19 protein-coding genes and 1 other RNA gene are annotated in these 19,680 nt (G+C 68.4%); 15 read left to right on the plus strand and 5 right to left on the minus strand.

The genetic code is table 11. The annotated features are described in order from the left end of the window. Positions 1–14: 14 nt before the first annotated feature. Complete coding sequence (locus tag OG801_RS04320) at positions 15–1,055, minus strand: GNAT family N-acetyltransferase (RefSeq protein ID WP_406033913.1); 1,041 nt, start codon at positions 1,053–1,055, stop codon at positions 15–17. Between the two features lie 54 nt (positions 1,056–1,109). On the opposite strand from OG801_RS04320, the gene OG801_RS04325 reads away from it, so the two are divergent. From OG801_RS04325 to panB, 3 genes are all read left to right on the plus strand, one after another. Then, positions 1,110–1,646: a GNAT family N-acetyltransferase gene (locus OG801_RS04325; RefSeq protein WP_406033915.1), complete on the plus strand. Its 537-nt coding sequence runs from the start codon at positions 1,110–1,112 to the stop codon at positions 1,644–1,646. Continuing rightward, positions 1,643–2,494: a hypothetical protein gene (locus OG801_RS04330; RefSeq protein WP_406033917.1), complete on the plus strand. Its 852-nt coding sequence runs from the start codon at positions 1,643–1,645 to the stop codon at positions 2,492–2,494. The genes OG801_RS04325 and OG801_RS04330 overlap by 4 nt, the downstream gene beginning before the upstream one ends. A gap of 95 nt (positions 2,495–2,589) precedes the next feature. After that, on the plus strand, positions 2,590–3,459 hold the full coding sequence (gene panB, locus OG801_RS04335) for a 3-methyl-2-oxobutanoate hydroxymethyltransferase (protein ID WP_406033919.1): 870 nt from the start codon (positions 2,590–2,592) through the stop codon (positions 3,457–3,459). 95 nt (positions 3,460–3,554) lie between these two features. Here the strand turns inward: panB and OG801_RS04340 are convergent, their stop codons facing one another. Further along, a complete protein-coding gene (locus tag OG801_RS04340) occupies positions 3,555–4,202 on the minus strand; it encodes a potassium channel family protein (RefSeq protein ID WP_355021176.1) in 648 nt (215 codons plus the stop codon). Positions 4,203–4,244: 42 nt separating this feature from the next. On the opposite strand from OG801_RS04340, the gene OG801_RS04345 reads away from it, so the two are divergent. Next, entirely contained in the window at positions 4,245–5,459 is a 1,215-nt protein-coding gene (locus tag OG801_RS04345) for a PQQ-dependent sugar dehydrogenase (RefSeq protein ID WP_406033922.1), read from the plus strand. A gap of 20 nt (positions 5,460–5,479) precedes the next feature. On the opposite strand, the gene OG801_RS04350 is transcribed toward OG801_RS04345, so the two are convergent. Then, complete coding sequence (locus OG801_RS04350) at positions 5,480–5,689, minus strand: hypothetical protein (protein WP_350659246.1); 210 nt, start codon at positions 5,687–5,689, stop codon at positions 5,480–5,482. 75 nt (positions 5,690–5,764) lie between these two features. On the opposite strand from OG801_RS04350, the gene OG801_RS04355 reads away from it, so the two are divergent. Genes OG801_RS04355 through OG801_RS04365 form a run of 3 tightly spaced genes read left to right on the plus strand, consistent with a single transcriptional unit; the run spans position 5,765 to position 8,945 of the window. After that, positions 5,765–7,252: a circularly permuted type 2 ATP-grasp protein gene (locus OG801_RS04355; protein WP_406033924.1), complete on the plus strand. Its 1,488-nt coding sequence runs from the start codon at positions 5,765–5,767 to the stop codon at positions 7,250–7,252. After that, positions 7,252–8,181, plus strand: coding sequence for an alpha-E domain-containing protein (locus OG801_RS04360; protein ID WP_406033925.1), 930 nt, complete (start codon positions 7,252–7,254; stop codon positions 8,179–8,181). The genes OG801_RS04355 and OG801_RS04360 overlap by 1 nt, the downstream gene beginning before the upstream one ends. A gap of 14 nt (positions 8,182–8,195) precedes the next feature. Beyond that, complete coding sequence (locus OG801_RS04365; RefSeq protein WP_406033926.1) at positions 8,196–8,945, plus strand: transglutaminase N-terminal domain-containing protein; 750 nt, start codon at positions 8,196–8,198, stop codon at positions 8,943–8,945. Positions 8,946–8,951: 6 nt separating this feature from the next. Here the strand turns inward: OG801_RS04365 and OG801_RS04370 are convergent, their stop codons facing one another. Continuing rightward, the gene (locus OG801_RS04370) at positions 8,952–9,263 is read right to left on the minus strand and encodes a 4a-hydroxytetrahydrobiopterin dehydratase (RefSeq protein ID WP_355021171.1); all 312 of its coding nucleotides are present in this window, start codon (positions 9,261–9,263) and stop codon (positions 8,952–8,954) included. 53 nt (positions 9,264–9,316) lie between these two features. Continuing rightward, on the minus strand, positions 9,317–9,742 hold the full coding sequence (locus OG801_RS04375) for a tetratricopeptide repeat protein (protein WP_406033928.1): 426 nt from the start codon (positions 9,740–9,742) through the stop codon (positions 9,317–9,319). An 88-nt stretch (positions 9,743–9,830) separates the two neighbouring features. On the opposite strand from OG801_RS04375, the gene OG801_RS04380 reads away from it, so the two are divergent. The 8 genes from OG801_RS04380 (at position 9,831) to OG801_RS04415 (ending at position 19,676) form a co-directional block, all read left to right on the plus strand. After that, positions 9,831–10,022 (plus strand): DUF1918 domain-containing protein, encoded by a 192-nt coding sequence (locus tag OG801_RS04380; protein WP_350659252.1) that lies wholly within the window; start codon positions 9,831–9,833, stop codon positions 10,020–10,022. Between the two features lie 13 nt (positions 10,023–10,035). Further along, positions 10,036–10,414, plus strand: an RNA gene (rnpB, locus tag OG801_RS04385) — RNase P RNA component class A. A 193-nt stretch (positions 10,415–10,607) separates the two neighbouring features. Continuing rightward, positions 10,608–13,721, plus strand: a complete 3,114-nt coding sequence (locus OG801_RS04390) for an MMPL family transporter (protein ID WP_406033930.1) — start codon at positions 10,608–10,610, stop codon at positions 13,719–13,721. 195 nt (positions 13,722–13,916) lie between these two features. Further along, positions 13,917–15,398 (plus strand): GH32 C-terminal domain-containing protein, encoded by a 1,482-nt coding sequence (locus tag OG801_RS04395; protein WP_406033932.1) that lies wholly within the window; start codon positions 13,917–13,919, stop codon positions 15,396–15,398. A 64-nt stretch (positions 15,399–15,462) separates the two neighbouring features. Further along, positions 15,463–16,800: an ABC transporter substrate-binding protein gene (locus OG801_RS04400; RefSeq protein ID WP_406033933.1), complete on the plus strand. Its 1,338-nt coding sequence runs from the start codon at positions 15,463–15,465 to the stop codon at positions 16,798–16,800. A 70-nt stretch (positions 16,801–16,870) separates the two neighbouring features. Continuing rightward, positions 16,871–17,752, plus strand: a complete 882-nt coding sequence (locus tag OG801_RS04405) for a carbohydrate ABC transporter permease (protein ID WP_406033935.1) — start codon at positions 16,871–16,873, stop codon at positions 17,750–17,752. Further along, the gene (locus tag OG801_RS04410) at positions 17,749–18,657 is read left to right on the plus strand and encodes a carbohydrate ABC transporter permease (protein WP_355021165.1); all 909 of its coding nucleotides are present in this window, start codon (positions 17,749–17,751) and stop codon (positions 18,655–18,657) included. Before OG801_RS04405 ends, OG801_RS04410 begins: the two co-directional genes overlap by 4 nt. Then, a complete protein-coding gene (locus OG801_RS04415) occupies positions 18,654–19,676 on the plus strand; it encodes a LacI family DNA-binding transcriptional regulator (protein WP_406033937.1) in 1,023 nt (340 codons plus the stop codon). Before OG801_RS04410 ends, OG801_RS04415 begins: the two co-directional genes overlap by 4 nt. Positions 19,677–19,680 lie beyond the last annotated feature (4 nt).

Consider the following 19,680-nt stretch of genomic DNA (forward strand, 5'->3'; position numbering starts at 1 on the left):
TGAGACGACTGCCCTCAACCTCCGAGATGCTCAGAACGCAGACGGGACATGACGATGGCGTCGACGTAGCCACCGTCATATCGAAGTGCCTCTCGCTGGACACCTTCGACGCTGAACCCGACCTTCTCGTACGTCCGCTTCGCCCTGGCGTTGAACGCGTAGACGCACAGCTCGATCCGATTCAGCACCGTCGTGCGGAAGACGTGATCGACGATCAGGCGCGTGGCCTCAGTGCCCAGACCTCGGTCGCGGCCAGCAGGCCCGATGAGGATGCGGAAGCTCGCCGACCGGTTGCCCGTGTCGACCTCGTTGATGACCGCCTCGCCGACTAGCTTCCCGGACTGCGTGTCGACGATGGCGAGATCGAGTCGGTCCGGCTGCTGGTTACGCGTCGTGTACCACTCACGCAGAGGCTCATCGGGAACGCCGGTCTCGGTCTCGATCTCGTCTGTGCTGTGCACCGAGCCGGTCAGCCTCAGTACCTCGGGATCGGCGAGGATCCCGGCCATCGTCTCGACATCACCCTCGGCGAACGGCCGCAGGACGACAGCGCTTCCGACGAGCGTGGGCTTCTCGGTAAACCAACCGACGGCCGAGCGCTCCATCACGACCTCTTCCGGGCCGTCGTCGATGGGGCTGGGGACCGTGGCGGACTCGACGAAGCCGAGCCGCTCGTACACGGCGTGGGCGCGGTCGTTGCCGACGAGGTGGGTGAGGCGTACGGGCAGGTCACCGGCGCGGGCGATCACCTCGCTCAGCAGCGCACTGCCGGCTCCAGAGCCTTGGGAGTCGGGCAGGACGTACAGCTTCCAGAGCATCAGGTGGTCCTCGAAGACCGAGTAGGAGGCCATCGCGACGACCCGGTCGTCCACCTCGGCGACGAGGACCGTGCCGGCCCTGATCCCGGGGAGCACCGCGTCCGGGGCCCACCACTTGGCGATGCCCTCCTCGACGTACGCCTCTCCGGTGATCGGCGGGTACGTCGCCCGCCAGGTCGTCACGCCGACGTGGATCACCGCGTCGAGGTCCTGCTCCGTCGCCTCTCGCACCCGCATGGACGCGACGATAACCAGGAGCGCCGGGGCTGTCGTTCGGTTTAGCGTCGGACCGTGCTGATCCGACGTGAACGTCCCGAGGACGTGGCAGACATCCGTGCGGTCACCGCCGCCGCCTTCTCCGGCGTGGAGCACTCCGCGCCGCCGATCGAGCCCGACGGGGCGCCCGGGGAGGCGACCCTGGTGGGGTGGCTGCGCGAGGATCCAGGCTGGATCCCGGAGCTCTCGCTGGTCGCCGAGGCCGACGGCGAGATCGTCGGCCACGTCGTGGCCACCCGTGGCACGCTCGCCGGCCGCCCCGCGCTCGGTCTCGGCCCGGTCAGCGTCTCCCCCGCCCGCCAGCGCGACGGCGTCGGCTCGGCGCTCATGCACGCCATCCTCGGTGCCGCCGACGCGATGGGCGAGCCGATCGTCGTCCTCCTCGGCTCCCCCGCCTACTACGGCCGCTTCGGCTTCGTCCCTGCCTCGACTCTCGGGATCGAAGCGCCCGAGCCCGCCTGGGGCGACTACTTCCAGGCACGGCCGCTGGCGGCATACGACCCGTCCGTCCGCGGGGCGTTCGCCTACGCTGCGCCCTTCGACCGGCTGTGAACGAGGCGCCGGTCGGCATCACCGACCCCGGCGTGCTCGCCCTTGTCCGGGCGCACTGGGATCCCGCGGTGGACCGCGTCGAGCATCTGCCGGTCGGCTTCGGCGCCTGGCACTGGCGGGCATCGGCGGCCGGAACGCCGCGGCTGTTCGTGACCTACGACCTGCCGAAGCCCGGTCGTCACACCGCAGAGACGTTGGAGACCGCGTACGCCGGTGCCGCAGCACTCCACCAAGCCGGACTGGAGTTCGTGGTCCCGCCGTTGCCGGCCTCGGACGGGCGTTTCACCGTTCCGGCCGGTGCCGGGGTGCTGTCGGCCACCACGTGGGTCGTCGGCGAGCGACCTGCGGTCGCCGACGGCGTACGTCCCCTTCTCGAGCGGCTGCACGCAAAGACCCCGCCGGCTCCCATCGCCCCCTGGCGGCCGCTGGTGGGGCCGCACTTCAGCGAAGAGCTCGCCGAACGAATATTCGTTCCGTGGAACCACGGGCCCTTCGGAGAGCGGGCGCGAGATGCGATCCGCACCGCGCTCCCGGAGATCACCCGCTGGACGGAGACCTACCGCCGACTCGGCGCCGCCGAGGACCCCGATACGTGGGTCACGACCCACGGCGAACCCCACGAGCACAACCAGCTCCTCACCGGGACCGGCATCGTCCTCGTCGACTGGGAGTCACTGAAGCTGGCTCCTGCCGATCGCGACGTACGCGCCCCCGGCGGCCTCTTCGACCTGGAATGGCGCCTCGACGAGATCGACCAGTACGCCACCTGGTTCGCCGGACCTCACGGCGTCACCGAGGACGACCGAGAGGCGATCGCCGGCTTGGAGGCCGAACTGACCCGAAAGTGATCACCGCCACAGCGCATACGGGTGCATCTGGACCTACGCTGGAGGTAGTCCGTGGACTCCATCAGGGAGCTGCGAGATGACACCAGAAAGGCTCGATGATGAGCACGAACTCCGCTGAGGAGACCGCACCGTACGGTTCCGGCGCCGCCGGCAATGCGCCCACGAAGCCCGTGAAGAAGGTGCGCACGCATCATCTTCGCGAGATGAAGCAGCGTGGCGACAAGATCACGATGCTGACCTCCTACGACATGTACACCGCCCAGATCTTCGACGAGGCCGGGGTCGACCTGCTGCTCGTCGGGGACTCCGCCTCCAACAACGTCCTCGGCAACGAGACGTCACTTCCGGTGACCGTGGACGAGCTGCTGCCGCTGACCCGCGCGGTCTCGCGCAGCGTGAAGCGGGCGATGGTCGTCGGTGACCTGCCCTTCGGCTCCTACCAGGCCTCGCCCGAGCAGGGCTACCTGACCGCGGTGCGGTTCATGAAGGAGGCCGGAGCGCACTGCGTGAAGCTCGAGGGCGGCGCCGAGATGGCTCCGGTGATCAAGAAGCTGGTCGAGGGCGGCATCCCGGTCATCGCCCACATCGGCTTCACGCCGCAGTCCGAGCACGTGCTCGGCGGCTACCGCGTCCAGGGCCGGGGCGACAACTCCGACCGGATCATCGACGACGCCAAGGCCGTCCAGGAGGCCGGAGCGTTCGCGGTCGTCATGGAGATGGTGCCCGGTGAGGTCGCCGCGCAGATCTCCAAGGAGCTCGACATCCCCACGATCGGCATCGGCGCCGGCCCCGACTGCGACGGCCAGGTGCTGGTCTGGCAGGACGCCTTCGGCATGCGCAGCGGCAAGATGGCCCGCTTCGTGAAGCAGTACGCCGACGTGAAGTCGGTCCTCTCCGACGGCGCCGAGGCCTACATCTCCGACGTCAAGGGCTCGACCTTCCCCGGCCCCGAGCACACCTTCTGACGCGTTCCTTCGTCAAGGCACGCAGGTCAAGGCACGCTTCCCTAGCGGAGTTCCGCGAGGGAAGCGTGCCTTCGGCGACATATCTCGACGAGGGATCAGCGTCGCGCCCTGGCGGCCGCCAGCCCGACCAGGCGGGCGACGACCATGGCGACGTAGAAGACTCCGGCGATCTGCTCGATCATCACCACCGAGCGGGCGTTGGGGAGTACGGGCACGATGTCGGAGAGGCCGACCGAGGTCAGCGTCGTGAACGAGAGGTAGAGCAGGTCGAACCACTGCCGGTGGTCGCCGAAGGAGCCGGGCCAGATCACCTGCACCGCGGCGTACAGATAGGCGAAGGCCCAGGCGACGACGGTGAACGCGGCACCGGTGGCGAAGAGCTCGTCGCGGGTCACCACGTCGTCGTGGAAGAGGTAGCGGATCATCGCGTAGGAGACGAACATGTAGAACGGGACGTGGAAGAAGGCCGAGGTCAGCACGACCCAGCCCTCATTCGGTGCGACGGACTCCCACACCGCGAAGATCGTCGCCGGTCCGCCGAAGATGATGGCCGCCCAGGAGAAGGCTGGGGTCATGCGTACCGCCGCGACCGCCGCCAGCAGGAGCAGCAGCTGCAGCACGCCCAGCGCGGCGCGGCCGGCGGTGGAGCCGTCGAGGTAGGGGTAGGCCAGGATCGCCACCACCTGTCCGAGCAGGAGTACGGCAGAGGGGTGCTCGCGCATCGCCCTGATCACGTTCGTCACAACCGCACACCCTAGAGCCACCTGGCCAGTACCGTCGGCACCATGCGCGCTGCCATCGCCCTCGCCTCCGTGATCACTCTCGGACTCTCGACCGCAGCATGCGCCGGAGACCCATCTCCCGCCACCACTGCTCCGCCACTGAACCCATCGGGCTCGCCGAGCGTCTCCGCGAGCGCCTCCTCGTCGGCTCCTGCGGCCGTGATGCCGACGTCCGACCGGGTGCCGGAGCTCGATGTCGAGGTGGTCAACGACGAGCTCGACCACCCCTGGGACGTCGCCGACATCGGCGAGGACCGGTTCCTGATCACCGAGCGCGAACGGGCGGTCCTGTCGCTGATCGAGGCAGGCGAGCGGCGCGAGATCCCCCTCGAGGACAACGACATCTGGGTCTCCGGCGAGACCGGGCTGATGGGCCTCGAGATCGACCCCGGCTTCGCCGAGAACCGGCGCATCTACACCTGCCAAGGCTGGAACGACGGCGAGGACGTACGCGTCATCTCCTGGACCCTCGACGCCGGACTGACCAGGGCCACCCAGGAGCGGACGCTGATCGACGGCTTCCCCACCAGCTCCGGGCGCCACGGTGGCTGCCGGCTGCTGATCAGCGCCGACGGTGCGCTGTGGGTCGGCACCGGCGATGCCGCCAACGAGGAGAACCCGCGCAGCCTCGACTCCCTGGGCGGGAAGACGCTCCGGCTCGACCCGCAGACAGGCAAGCCGTGGCCCGGCAACCCGTGGGCCGGTGACCAGGGGCCGCGGCGCTACATCACCTCGTTCGGCCACCGAAACGTGCAGGGTCTGGCAGAGCGAGCAGACGGCACGATCTGGTCGATGGAGCACGGCCCCGACCGCGACGACGAGGTCAACGAGATCACCCTCGGCGGCGACTACGGCTGGAACCCAGGTGCGGGCTACAACGAGTCGGTGCCGATGACCGACCAGGACCTGCCCGGGAAGCAGATCGAAGCGGCCTGGGAATCCGGCAACCCGACCGTCGCCACCGGTGGCGGCACCTTCATCCCGGTCCAGGACCGTTGGGGCGCCTACGGCGGGGCGCTCGCGGTCGCCGTGCTCAAGGACCAGGAGCTGCGGATCCTCTCCTTCGACGAGTCCGGCAAGCTCACCGACGACAGCTCACCCGAGGTCATGCAGGACTACGGGCGGCTGCGTACGGTCTCCCTGGCCGCCGACGGCGACCTGCTGATCACCACCGACAACGGCGGCGAGGACGTGCTGCTCCGGGTGACCCCGCGCTGAGGACCACCCGGAGCTGAGGATCATTTGTCTTCGGTGCCCGCGTCGCCTTCCCAGGCCTTGTCTTCCTTCTCCCAGCGCTCGTTGTTCTCCTGCACGTGCTCCAGCGCTCGGGAGGCCTCGGCGTGGGAGGCGTAGGGGCCGAGACGGTCCTTGGCCTTGCAGCCCTCGTACGGCTCGACGGTCTTGTGCTTGAGGCAGTAGTAGTACTCGCCCGCGTGCTCGTCGCTCATACCGCCAACTTACCGTTGCGCGAGATGTTCGCGTGGGCAACAGCGCTGTTACACGGATTTCAGTAGGTTGCCTCCATGAGCCAGATGTTCGACGCCTACGAGACGCGGGATCCGGCCTATGACGAGATGTTCGTCGGCAGCGAGCTCCGTCCTCCCTATCAACGGCTCGGCGACTCGCTGCGGCGGCTCAGCGCGGCGGAGCTGATCAGCCGGGTCGAGGCGATGCAGGCCAGCTATCTCGACCAGGGCGTCACCTTCGACATCGGCGGAGAGGAGCGGGCCTTCCCGCTCGACATCGTGCCGCGGGTCATCGAACGGGACACCTGGGCGACGATCGACAAGGGCGTCCAGCAGCGCGTCGAGGCGCTGGAGCTGTTCCTCGCCGACATCTACGACGAGGGCAAGGTCTTCGACGACGGCGTGATCCCGCGCGAGGTGATCACCACCTCCAGCCACTACCACCGCGCCGCCGCCGGGGTGCACCCGCCCAACGGCGTACGCGTCCAGGTCTCGGGCATCGACCTGGTCCGTGACAACACCGGCGAGTTCCGCGTGCTGGAGGACAACGTGCGGGTCCCGTCGGGTGTCTCGTACGTCATGACCAACCGCCGCGCGATCTCGGCCGCGCTCCCGGAGACGATCGCCGAGCACCGGATCCGGCCGGTGGCCAACTACCCGCAGAAGCTCCTTGCGGCGCTGCGCGCGGCCGCTCCCGCCGGCGTGGCGGACCCGACCGTGGTCGTGCTGACCCCGGGCGTCTACAACGGCGCCTACTTCGAGCACGCGCTGCTGGCCCGGACGATGGGGGTCGAGCTCGTCGAGGGGCGCGACCTGGTCTGCCGCAACGGGCAGGTGCTGATGCGTACGACCAAGGGGCTGGCCCCGGTGCACGTCATCTACCGGCGCATCGACGACGAGTTCCTCGATCCGGTGCACTTCCTGCCTGACTCGATGCTCGGCTGCGTGGGGCTGATCGACGCCGCCCGGATGGGCAACGTGACCCTGGCGAACGCGGTCGGCAACGGGGTCGCCGACGACAAGCTCGTCTACACCTACATGCCCGACATCATCCGCTACTACCTCGGCGAGGACCCGGTGATCCGCAACGTCGACACCTGGCGGATGGGCGATGCGTCCTCGCGAGAGGAGGTCCTCGACCGGCTCGACGAGCTCGTGCTCAAGCCCGTCGACGGCTCGGGCGGTAAGGGGATCGTGATCGGGCCGGCGGCCTCCGCACGCGAGCTGGACGTGCTGCGCGGCAAGATCCTGGCGGACCCCCGCTCCTGGATCGCGCAGCCGGTGGTGCAGCTCTCGACCGTCCCGACCTTCACCGATGGCGATCTCGGGGCGCGGCATGTGGACCTGAGGCCGTTCGCGGTCAATGATGGCGACAAGGTCTGGGTTCTTCCCGGTGGCCTGACTCGGGTGGCGCTCGCAGAGGGCGAGCTGATCGTGAACAGCTCCCGTGGCGGCGGCTCGAAGGACACCTGGGTGCTCGCCGGACCGACGTCCTCCCGGCCACACGGCCGGGCGGGTCAGTCTCAAGCGCAGGGGGTTGCGTGATGCTGAGTCGGATCGCCGAGTCGATGTTCTGGATCGGGCGTTACGTGGAGCGTGCCGAGGACACCGCGCGCATCCTCGACGTACAGACCCAGCACATCCTCGAGGACGCCGCCACCGACGAGGAGACCGCCTGCCGCTCGCTGCTCGCGGTGATGGGCATCGAGCTCTCCGAGGAGGAGAAGGTCGGTCTGCCGCAGATGCTGGACATGCTTGCGTACGACACCACCCAGCCGACCTCGATGGCCTACGCGCTCGGCGCGGCCAGGGAGTCGGCCCGCGGGGCCCGGGAGACGCTCTCGGTGCCGTTGTGGGAGGCGCTCAACACCACCTACCGGGCGATCCCGGCCGGCCAGTTCAAGCACATGCGGGCCCCGTTCATCTTCGGCTGGGTACGCGACCGGGTGGCCCAGATCAACGGCACCGCCGACGCCACGATGATGCGCGACGAGTCCTGGCAGTTCCTGATGCTCGGGCGCTATGTCGAGCGCGCCGACATGACCTCGCGGCTGGTCGCGACCACCTCTTTGACGAGCGCCGGCGGTGCGTCGCAGTGGAACTCGACGCTGCGCGCCTGCGGGGCGTACGACGCGTTCCTTCGGGTCAACAAGGGGGTCGAGACCGAGCAGGCGGCTGCCGAGTTCCTGCTGCTGGACCGGATCTTCCCGCGCTCGGTGGTGCATGCGCTGCAGCGGGCCGAGGGGGCGCTGGACACCCTGGAGGGGACGACCCGCCGCGCCGGCTTCACCGACGAGGCCCACCGGCTGATCGGCCGGATGCGGGCGTCGCTTGAGTATCGCTCGCTCCACGATCTGCTGGCGGACCTGCCCGCGGAGATGGAGCGGCTCCAGGCCACCTGTGCCGATGCCACCGAGGCGGTCACCAAGCGCTACTTCGCCGGCGCCGAGGCGCTGGCCTGGCAGCCGGTCTGAGGAGTCTGATCGAGATGAGCATGCAGTTCCGCATCGTGCACACCACGACGTTCGCCTACGACGGGCCGGCTGTCGCCTCCTACAACCAGGCGCGGCTGACTCCGCTGACCACGCCCGACCAGATCGTGGTCCATCACCGGATCGACGTCTCGCCCAAGCCGTGGACGTATGAGTACAAGGACTACTTCGGCAACGAGGTCACCGCGATCGAGGTGCTCGAGGCGCATCGGGCCCTGAAGGTCTCCGCGACCAGCACCGTGCGGGTCGACCGGAAGCCCAGGGTCGCGCCGGTGCTCACCTGGGAGGAGGCCGCTCTGCCCGGGGTCGCGGACCGGTTCATCGAGTTCCTGGGCCTGCCGTCGCTGGTGGTGCCCGACGAGGAGCTCGCGACTCGGGCCAAGACGATCGCTGCCTCCGCGGCGCTTCCGGGTGAGGCCGCCGTCGAGATCGCCCGGGCGGTCGCCGACGGGTCGGCGCCGGCACCGGATGCCGCCCATCAGCTGCTCGGGGCGCTGCGTACGGTCGGGATCCCGGCGCGCTACGTCTCCGGCTATGTCTACCCCGGCGGCGCCCACTCCTGGGTGGAGTGGTGGGACAACGGCTGGCACGGCATCGACCCCGCGACCGGCACCGAGCCCGGCGACGCGTACGTCGGTGTGGCCACGGGTCGTGACCACACCGACGTCAAGCCGCTGGGCGGGATCTACTCGGGTCCCGAGGAGCCGGCCGTCGAGGTCACCGTCGAGATGACCCGCCTCGCCTAGCCTCGCTCAGAGCGAGGACTCGGCCGAGAGCCCGTTGATCACCTTCGCCAGCGCGATGTCACGGCTGGTGACGCCACCGGCGTCGTGGCTGGTGAGCCGGATCTCGACGTACGGGTAGCGCAGGTCGATGTCGGGGTGGTGGTTGGCCTCCTCGGCCTTCGCCGCGATCGCGTTGACCAGCGCGAGACCGGTGATGAAGTCACCGGTGTCCACGCGGGCGACGATGCTGTCGGCCTCGCCGCTGGTGTCGAACGTCCAGCCCGCCAGCTGCTCCTGGGCGACCTGCTCGGCGTTGAGGGTCGTGGTGTCAGGTTCCATACCCCCACCCTGCCACCGTCTCGGTCGCCGCGTCATCCGGGTCACCGCTGGGTTCACTCCTGGCGCTGCGCGAGCCGGTTGCGTACGCGGTAGACGGCTGCGTGATGGTCGTAGTCGTCGCTCATCACGGCCGCCAGGCGCAGCGGGCCGAGCGCGTCCTCGAGCCGGTCCTGGCGCTCCAGGACGCGACCCAGCGAGTGCTGGCTCCAGGCGTCGCTCGGGTCGCGCTCGACGAGCCAGCGCAGCTCGGCCTCGGCCTTGGCGAGCTGGGCCCGCAGCATGTAGGCCCAGGCCCGCATGCTGCGCAGCCCGAAGTTGTCGGGGTCGTCGGCCAGCGCCGGCTCCAGGGTCTCCAGCGCCTCCACCGGGAAGCGCCGCGAGAGCAGGTCGTGGGCCGTCCGGTAAGCAACTTCGTGGGCGCTCTGGCCCGGGAAGACCACAGCCGGGGCTACGTACTCGAACTCTTCGTTCTCCGTCATCACACCCTCCGAACGTGATACCCCCACGCGGTATTCCATCCGCACCCGCGATGGGAGCACCATTGTGACGGTTAGGAGGTGAACGCGCATGCACGCATCAGTAGGTGACCACCTCGTCGTCATGGGACCACACGTCGGCGACCACACGCGAGAGGCCGAGATCATCGAGGTCAGCCACCCCGACGGCAGCCCGCCCTACCTCGTACGCTGGAGCGACAGCGACCACGAGTCGCTCGTCTTCCCCGGTCCGGATGCCCACATCGAGCCCGCCGCACACTAGACTTTTACGCGGACGGGCTGGCCGGGCGATCGCGTCGTCTCCTTGCTGCTGCAGGGAGGCGTCGAGGAAAGTCCGGGCTCCACAGGACAGGGTGGTGGCTAACGGCCACCCGGGGTGACCCGCGGGACAGTGCCACAGAGAACAGACCGCCTCTACCCTCCAGGTAGCGGTAAGGGTGAAACGGTGGAGTAAGAGCCCACCAGTCCTCGTGGTGACACGAGGAGCTAGGTAAACCCCACCCGGAGCAAGACCAGACAGCGTACGACGGTGTTAGTTCACTGGGAGGGCGGTCCGCCCGAGTGCGCGGGTAGGTTGCTAGAGGCCATCGGCAACGATGGCCCGAGATGGATGGTCGCCGACTACAGAACCCGGCTTACAGGCCAGCCCGTCCGCTTCACCCTCTGACCTGCCGAAACGCGGTTCAGAGGACGTTGCTGTGCTCCACGGCAACCCCTTCGGCGTGGTCCCCGATTCCGGGGAACCTGCATTTCGGCCCTCTCCCCTGCCACGAGATCCCGCTACGGTCCTTGGGAAGCACACGCGCCCAGCGGCTCATGCGACGAGGCCGCAGAAGGGAGCAGCGTCGTGGCAGGCCTCCTCGGCCGACTCGGTGGCTTCTGTGCCCGGCACAGCCTCGTCGTCATCGGCGCCTGGGCCCTGGTGCTCGTCACCGTGGTCGTGGCCGTCTCGAGCCTCGGTGCCAAGACCAGCAACGACCTCGCACTGCCCGGCACCGGCAGCCAGGAGGCGAAGGACCTGCTCTCCGACCGGTTCCCGCCCCAGCAGAACGGCGTCAACCCGATCGTCTTCCACGTGAGCAAGGGGAAGCTGACCGACTCGGCCAACAAGCAGGCCGTCGACAGCGCGGTCAAGGAGATCGGCAAGCAGCCGCACGTCCACACCGTCACCAACCCGCTGAGCAGCGACGGACAGACCGCGGGCCTGCTGTCGAAGGACGGTCGAACAGCCTTCGCGCCGGTGCTGATGGACGTCGGGTCCGGCGACCTGACGGAGGAGATCGCCGGCGACGTCCTGGACGCAACCCACCCCGCACAGGACGCCGGCATCACCACTGCCGCCGGCGGCACCATCGGCTCGACGCTGTCGACCGACGAGTCCAGGACCAGCGAGGTCGTCGGGATCATCGCAGCGATGATCATCCTCAGCCTCGTGCTCGGGAGCCTGGTGGCGATGGGCCTGCCGATCATCACCGCAGTCGTCGGACTCGGCGTCGCCCTGGCCACCGTCGGTCTGGTCGGCCATCTCCTCGCGATCCCGTCCGCCGGGCCGACCCTGGCCACCATGATCGGCCTCGGCGTCGGCATCGACTACGCCCTCTTCCTGATCACCCGCCACCAGGAGCAGATGCGCGACGGAATGCCGATCCGCGAGTCGATCGCGCACGCGGTGGCGACGTCCGGCAGCGCCATCGTCTTCGCCGGCTGCACCGTCGTGGTGGCCCTCCTCGCGCTGGGCGTGGCCGGCATCCCGCTGGTCTCCGCACTCGGGTACGCCTCGGCCATGGCCGTGGTGGCCGCCGTCCTGGTGGCGATCACCCTGCTGCCTGCGTTCCTCGGACTGCTGGGCCACCGGATCCGCTGGGCCTCACTGCCCGCGTTCATGCGTCCGGGACGTCGCCGCGACCATGGCCTGTGGGCGAAGTGGGCCGGAGTCGTCCACCGCCACCCGTGGGTGGTCGCGGGCCTCTCGCTCGCGGCCCTCGCGCCGCTCATCATCCCGGTGTTCAGCCTCGAGCTCGGCCAGGAGGACGTCGGCGCCACCTCGAAGGAGACGACCGAACGGCAGGCGTACGACCTGATCAGCGCGGGCCTGGGCGTCGGCTACAACGGACCGCTGCAGGTCGCCTCGTCCCTCGACCCGGTTGCGGCCCCGAGCGACGAGTACACCCAGAAGTACAACAAGGCCATGTCGCTCAAGTCCGACCTCGAGAAGAAGCAGAAGGAGCTGCCCAAGCAGCAACAGCAGCTCGAGGACGAGCAGGCCCAGCTCGAAGCCGAGCAGGCGTCCCTGGAACGACAGAGCGCGCAGCTGCAGGCACAGCAGGCCGCCCTCGAACAGGAGGCCGACGCGCTGCGCGGGCAGCAGGCGGACCTCGAGCGGCAGGCCGACCGGCTCCGCGCCGAGCAGCGGACGCTCGAGGCCGAGCAGGCACGCCTCGAGGCCCGCCGGGACCAGCTGCGACGTGAGGCGAGACGACTGGCGGCGCAGGCCCGGCCGCTCGTCCGAGAGCTCGTACGGCTCCAGGTCCACGAGCGCGTCCTGAACCGCCGCATCGCACGCGCCGAGCGGGACGGCGACGAGGCCCGGGTGGAGCGGTTGCAGGAGCGCCTCGACACGGTGGAGGCCGAGCAGGCCGCCGCCCAGAAGAAGCTGGCGCCGCTGGAGGCGGAGGCACGCAGCCTCGCCCGGCAGGCCCGCCGGCTGCAGGCGCAGGCACAGCGCCTCCAGCAACAGGCCGACGCGCTGCAGCGGCAGGCCGACTCGCTCACCCGGCAGAAGGCCGAGCTGGAGCGTCAAGCGGCCTCGCTGCAGGCCCAGGGCAACGAGCTCCAGGCCGAGGCCGCCTCACTGCGCCGGCAGGGGGACGCGTTGGAGCAGCAGGCGAACGAGCTCCAGCAGAAGGCCGACGATCTCAAGGCTGAGCAGCAACAGGCCGAGCAGGAGCAGAAGGAGGCCGAGCAGCTGCAGGACGAGCTCACCCAGATGATGACGGCGGCGGGCGGCGACGCACGCGGCACCGATCTCCGCGTGGTGAACCTGCAGGACGGTCTCTCGGGCACCAACGGGGTCGCGACCCTCACCCCGCCGCAGATCAACAAGAAGGGCGACGTCGTCCTCCTTTCCGCCGTGCCGACGACCGCCCCCGCCTCGGACGACACCGCCGACCTCGTCGGGCACGTCCGCGACTCCGTGCTGCCGAAGACGAACAAGGACGGGGGCATCACGTCGTACGTCGGTGGCTACACGGCTTCCTACGTGGACCTGGCCTCCCTCATCTCGGCCCGGCTGCTGCTCGTCATCGGGACCGTGATCCTGCTCGGCTTCCTGCTGCTGATGGTGGCCTTCCGTTCGCTGCTCATCCCGCTCCAGGCAGCGGTGACGAACTTGCTCTCGGCGGCCGCCGCGTTCGGCGTCCTCACCGCCGTGTTCCAGTGGGGCTGGGGCATCGACCTGCTCGGCATCGACACGGCGTCGTCGACGGTGCCGATCGCCAGCTACGTACCTCTGATGATGTTCGCCGGCCTGTTCGGGCTCTCGATGGACTACGAGGTGTTCCTCGTCAGCCACGTCCAGCAGCATGTCCACGAGGGGGCCGAACCCCGGCAGGCGGTCCACTCGGGGCTGGTCTCCAGCGCCCGGATCACCACGGCCGCGGCCCTCATCATGGCGTCGGTGTTCGCCAGCTTCATCCTCGACCTCGACCCGACGATCAAGCAGTTCGGGGTCGGCCTCTCCGTCGCTGTGCTCCTCGCGGGCATCCTCGTGGTCACCCTTGCGCCGGCAGCGCTGGTGATCTTCGGACGCGCTGCCTGGTGGCTGCCCCGATGGCTCGACAAGGTCCTCCCCCACATCTCGATCGAGGGCGACCCGGCGCCGCCGGCCGGGACTTCGGACGTCCTGGAGACGTCGCCCCGTCACCGGGGCGACAAAGGCACTGGGGTGTCGTCCGAGCGGTGACCGGCGTCCGGCGTCGGTTCTTCCTGGGGCTTGCCTCGCACCGCCTGGGAGCGGGACAGGTTACGCGCCGTCGGCGGCCAGGGCCGTGGACCGCGGCGACGGGACAATCTGGTTAACTTGGTTAACCGCTTGACCAGTGAGGCGCGTCACATCTACGATTCTGTGCGTAACCGGTTAACCAATAGATGAGGTGTCATGAGTCAGCAGGGGTTCTACCGACCGCAGGAGGCATGGGTAGGAGATGTCATCCCGTGGCAAGAGGACGGAGCCTTCCATCTCTTCTACCTCCGAGAGACTCGCCTGAGTCCGGCCGCGGGCATGCCATGGCACCGGGTGGTGACGGAGGACCTCGTCTGCTTTCGCGAACTCGGAGAAGCCATCGCATCGAACGGTCCCTCGGCCGATGACTTCAACATCTACACCGGCAGCATCGTGCTCGGCCCAGATGGCACCCATCACGCGTTCTACACCGGTCAGAACCCCGCCAACACGGGCTCTGATGGTCGGCCGCTGCAACTGGTCATGCACGCCACGAGCCGCGACGGCATGCGCACCTGGCAGCGGCGTCCAGGCGAGACGTTCGGCGCCACCGACGGCTACGAGACCGGCGACTGGCGCGACCCCTTCGTCTTCTGGGACGAGGCAGCGCAGCTGTGGCGGATGCTCATCACCGCCCGCCACGCGAAGGGACCGGCGCGACGACGCGGCGTGATCGCGCAGTGCCTCTCGCGCGATCTGGCGCATTGGGAGCCGGCCGAGCCCTTCTGGGACCCGCAGCGGTACGTCGCGATGGAGTGTCCCGAGGTCTTCCAGTGGGGTGAGTGGTGGTATCTCGTCTACTCCGAGTTCAGCGACGCCTTCACCACTCGCTACCGCATGTCGCGCAGCCAGCACGGCCCGTGGATCGTCCCTGAGCACGACACGCTCGACGGACGTGCCTTCTACGCCGCCAAGTCGGCAGGCCGCGACGGTCGTCGCTTCTTCTTCGGCTGGATAGCGTCACGAGAGGGCGACAGCGACGACGGTGCATGGCAGTGGGCCGGCACGATGTCGGTCCTCGAAGCCGACCAGCGCGAGGACGGAACCCTCGCCTTCCACCCGACCGCTGCGTTGCGCGAGACGTTCGACGCCGAGATCGATGGCGTCGGCATCGATGCGGGGACCGTCCTGAGTGCCCCTGACGGCTACGCGGTCGAGGTGACCCCGGCCGAGACCCCGAGCGCCTTCCGGTCCGTTGTCAGGTTCGACATCGCCGACGGCACGACGGAGTGCGGTCTGCTGCTGCGCGCGAGTGCCGATGGGGACGAAGGCTATGTGCTCCGTCTCGAACCTAAGCGTGGCCGTCTCGTCCTCGACCGCTGGCCGCGCCGGGGCACAGGCACCGAGCAGTGGCAGATCTCCGGCGACGTACCGTTCGCCATCGAGCTGGAGCGCCCCTGCCGGATCGAGCCCGGTGTGCACGAGCTCGAGGTCATCGTCGACGGCGATCTCTGCGTGGTCACCCTCGACAACGCCACGGTGCTGAGCACTCGGATCTACGACCGACCGACGGGCCACATGGGCATCTTCGCCGGCGAGGGCACGGTCACCGTCGACACCTTCACCGTGTTCGTCCGCGCCGAGCGGGGCCATGAGCCCACCGTCTCGAACCACGATCTGGTCGCTGCCGCAACCTGATCCCCCTCCCCCGTTCGGCCCTATCGACTCAGCCCCCTTCCGACCAAGTCAACGGAGACCAACAATGCCCATCACCATCCCCAAGACGGCCCTGTGTGCCGCCCTGACCGCCGCCGCGCTCGCGCTCACCAGCTGCTCGGGCACAGCTGTCAGCGCCGACCCCACCGACATCGATCCCGAGGGCAAGGTCGAGGCTCGCGAGATCTCCTGGCTGCTCTCACGCCCGGCCGATGGCGGGGTGATCACGGCGATGGAGCAGATCGCCGAGGAGTACGCCAAGGACCACCCGGGGTTCTCCCTCAACCTGATCACGACCCCCGACCGCCCCTCCTACATCCAGAAGTACGAGACTCTCGCCGCAGCGAACAAGCTCCCCGAGCTGTTCGACACCGATGCGACGCCGTTCGCCCAGAAGCTCGCCGACCAGGGCCGCATGCTCGACGTCGACCTGCTGCTGAAGGACCTCGGTCTCGCCGACGACTATCGCGAGGCAGCGCTGAACTACCAGCGGTTCGACGACGGCTCGCTCCGCATGGTGCCGTTCGAGTTCCAGCTCGAGTTCTTCTGGTACAACTCCGCGCTCCTCGAGCGCGCGAACGTCAAGGTTCCCGAGAGGCTCGACGACTTCCCCCAGCTGTGCAAGGACCTGCGAGCCGCGGGTGTCACTCCGATCGCCCTCGACGGACAGGACCAGTGGCCGCTGGAACGCTATCTGGCCTACTACCCGTTCCGGATGGCCGGACCGGAGTACGTCCAGAAGCTCAAGAACGGCGAGGCGAAGTTCGCCGACCCCGCCGGCCGAGCCGCAGCCGAGTGGCTCTACGACCTGGGTCAGGCCGGATGCTTCCAGGAAGACTTCTCCTCGACCGGGTACGCAGACGCGCAGGGCCTGTTCACCTCGGGGAAGGCCGCGATCTACAACATCGGGACCTGGGAGCTCGCCAATCTCGCAACGGATGCGCTCGACCCGGCGGTGCGTGAATCGGTCGACTACTTCACCCTGCCGACGGTCGAAGGCGCCGTCACCGACGACAACGCGTACGTCACTCCCTCAGGCATCGGCATGGCGGTCAACTCGCAGACCTATGACCCGCTGGTGCGCGACTTCCTCGCCTACGCCCTCGAACGCTATCCGGAGATGTACGCCTCGACTGGTGCGCTCTCTCCCACCACGAACGTCGAGACCTCGATCCCCGAGAACGCGACCGACCTCTACCCCAAGGCCGTGAAGCAGGCCGACGAGGTCGGTGCCGACAGCGCGATGCCCTGGGACACCCAGCTCGACCCCGCCACGAACACGCGCTTGCAGCAGGAGCTGACGCTGCTCGTCCAGGGAGACATCGAGCCGGACGAGTTCATCGAGACGATGGACAAGACGCTCGCGGAGAACAGCGATGGCTGACCTCGCACAAGCCAGCCCCGGCGCAGGCCGTTCGGGTACGCGTCGACGCAGGAGCCCAGCGGCGACATCGATGCTTCCGCGCCGGTCTCGGCTCTCGGTGGCGGTCTTCCTGATCCCGCCACTGCTGCTGTACGGCGTCGCGGTGCTGCTTCCGATCGTGCAGTCGCTGTTCCTCAGCCTGTTCAGTTGGGACGGCATCACGGAGATGAAGTTCGTCGGCCTCGACAACTACGTCAAGATGTTCGCCCGCGACGACGTCTTCTGGACGGCGTTCGGCAACGCGCTCGGCTACCTGGTGATCTGCCTGGTACTCCAGCTCGGCGGCGCCCTCGCCGTCGCGGCGCTCCTGACAGCCCTGCCAAGGGCCCGGGAGCTGGTGAAGACGCTCTACCTGCTCCCTGCGGTCATCTCGACGGTCGCGATCGCGTTCCTGTTCCAGCGGATCTACTCCTTCGACCCGGTCGGCCCGCTCAACCAGCTGCTCGCCTGGATCGGCCTCGAGGCCGCCCAGACCGCCTGGCTCTCGAACGTGAACACGGTCCTCGCAGCCGTCTCCGTCCCGGAGGGCTGGCGCTTCACCGGCCTCTACATGCTCATCGTGTACGCAGCACTCATCGCCGTACCGCGCGAGCTCGAAGAGGCAGCGCGACTCGACGGTGCGTCCTGGTGGCAGACGTTCTGGCGTATCCGATTCCCCTACATCAGGCCGGTGTGGATCACGACCACGGTCATGGCGACGACCTTCGCGCTGCGCGGCTTCGACATCCCCTACCTGCTGACGAACGGCGGCCCGGGCCAGTCCTCCGAGCTACTCACGACGTACATGTACAAGACCGCCTTCGTGCACACCGACTACGGCTATGCCAGCGCCATCTCGGTCTTCATCGTCGTCGAGTGTCTGGTCGCTGTCGGCCTCATCTTCCTGCTGCTTCGTCGAAGGGACGACTCGTGACCACGCCCGTGCTCACCCGACCGCCGGAGGCCACCGTGCCGAACCCGCCCAAGCCCCGCGGGGCCGCGCCACCGCCAAGACTCCGTCTGCAACGCGCGCTGCTCACGATCACGATCGTGCTCATCGTCGCGGTGCAGGTCTACCCGCTGCTGTGGCTCTTCCTGACAAGCTTCCGCACCGCCGCGGACTTCACCGGTGGCAGCCCGTTCGCGCTGCCCTCGGACTACACCCTCGACAACTACGAGCGAGCCTTCGCGACCGGCAACCTGTGGCTGAACATCCTCAACAGCTTCATCGTCACGGCCGGGGCGAGCCTGCTGATCGTCGTCGCCGGGATGATGGCCGCGTACGCCCTGCAGGTGCTCGGCTTCCGGTTCAGCGGCGTCGTACGCTCCTTGTTCCTGCTCGGGATCGTCGTGCCGGTGCAGATCGCGCTGGTGCCGCTGTTCATCGACTACTCACAGATCGGGCTCCTCGACACCCATCTGTCGATGATCATCCCGCTGGCCGCGTTCTCGCTCCCGATGGCCGTCTATCTGTTCTCGTCGTTCTACGAATACATCCCCCGCGAGCTGTACGAGGCCGCATCGCTCGACGGGGCCGGGCCGTACCGGATCTTCGCGCAGATCACCTTCCCGCTCTCGGCGAACACGATCATTACGGTCGTACTCGTGAACAGCATCTTCATCTGGAACGACTTCATCTTCGCGAACACCTTCGTGCTCTCCGACGGGCTCAAGACCATCCCACTCGGTCTGCAGAACTACATCGGGGCAATGGGCAACACGGACTGGACTGCCACGTTCGCGGCCGTCTGCGTGACCGTGACGCCGCTGCTGCTGGTCTTCCTCGTCCTCAACAAGGCGATGATCCAAGGCCTCGAGAGCGGGGCGACCAAGGGATGAGCACCCCCGAACCCAACAAGGCGATTGGCTCGAGCGTGACGATGCGGGACGTCGCCAAGGCCGCGGGCGTATCGGTCGCGACCGTATCCCACGTCGTCAACAACAAGCCCGGGGCGCGTATCGGCGATGACGCCAGGCGCAGGGTGCAGGAGGCCGTCACAGCACTCGGCTACCGGCCCAACGCCCTGGCCAAGACCTTGTCACGTGGCGGCTCGCGATTCATCGGCCTGGTCGCGGACGCGATCGCGACCACTCCGTTCGCCGGCCAGATCATCCACGGCGCGCAGGATGAGGCCTGGGCGCACGGCTACGTGCTGCTCGTCGCCAACACCGACGGCAACGAAGCAGCCGAGAACGAGGCGATCGCGATGATGCTCGAGCATCAGGTGCGGGGCATCCTCTATTCGAGCTGGTACCACCGCGAGATCGTCGTGCCCGAGATGTTGCATCAGACCGACACCGTGCTCGTCGACTGCTTCGCCGAGGGCAGCGGACTACCCGCTGTGGTGCCGGACGAGGAGCAGGGCGGCAGGACGGCGACCGAGGAGCTGCTGGCCGCGGGCCACCGCAGGATCGCGTTCATCAACACGACGACACCTTCGCCGGCTCAGAGCGGTCGCCTCGCCGGATACCGCAGCGCTCTGGAGGCGGCCGGCATCGACTACGACGAGTCCCTCGTCTTCCCGGCCGAGCCTGCCCAGGAAGGCGGGTACGCCACCGCATCCCGCATCGTCGAGTCGAAGGCGACAGCCGTGTTCTGTCACAACGACCGCGTGGCGATGGGCCTCTACGACGGGCTGCGCGAACACGGGTTGAACATCCCTGGCGACATCGCTGTCATCGGCTTCGACAACCAGGACGTCATCGCCGCGCACCTGCGCCCCCCGCTGTCGACAGTCGCGCTTCCGCACTACGAGCTCGGCGCTGCCGGCGTCCGGGTGCTCCTCGGTATCGAGTCGTCGTCCACCGAGCAGCTGATGCGGGTCACCTGCCCATCCGTGCCACGACAGTCGATCTGAGGAG

It is taken from the genome of Nocardioides sp. NBC_00163, from assembly GCF_045206295.1.
In the GTDB taxonomy this organism is placed as follows: Bacteria; Actinomycetota; Actinomycetes; order Propionibacteriales; family Nocardioidaceae; genus Nocardioides.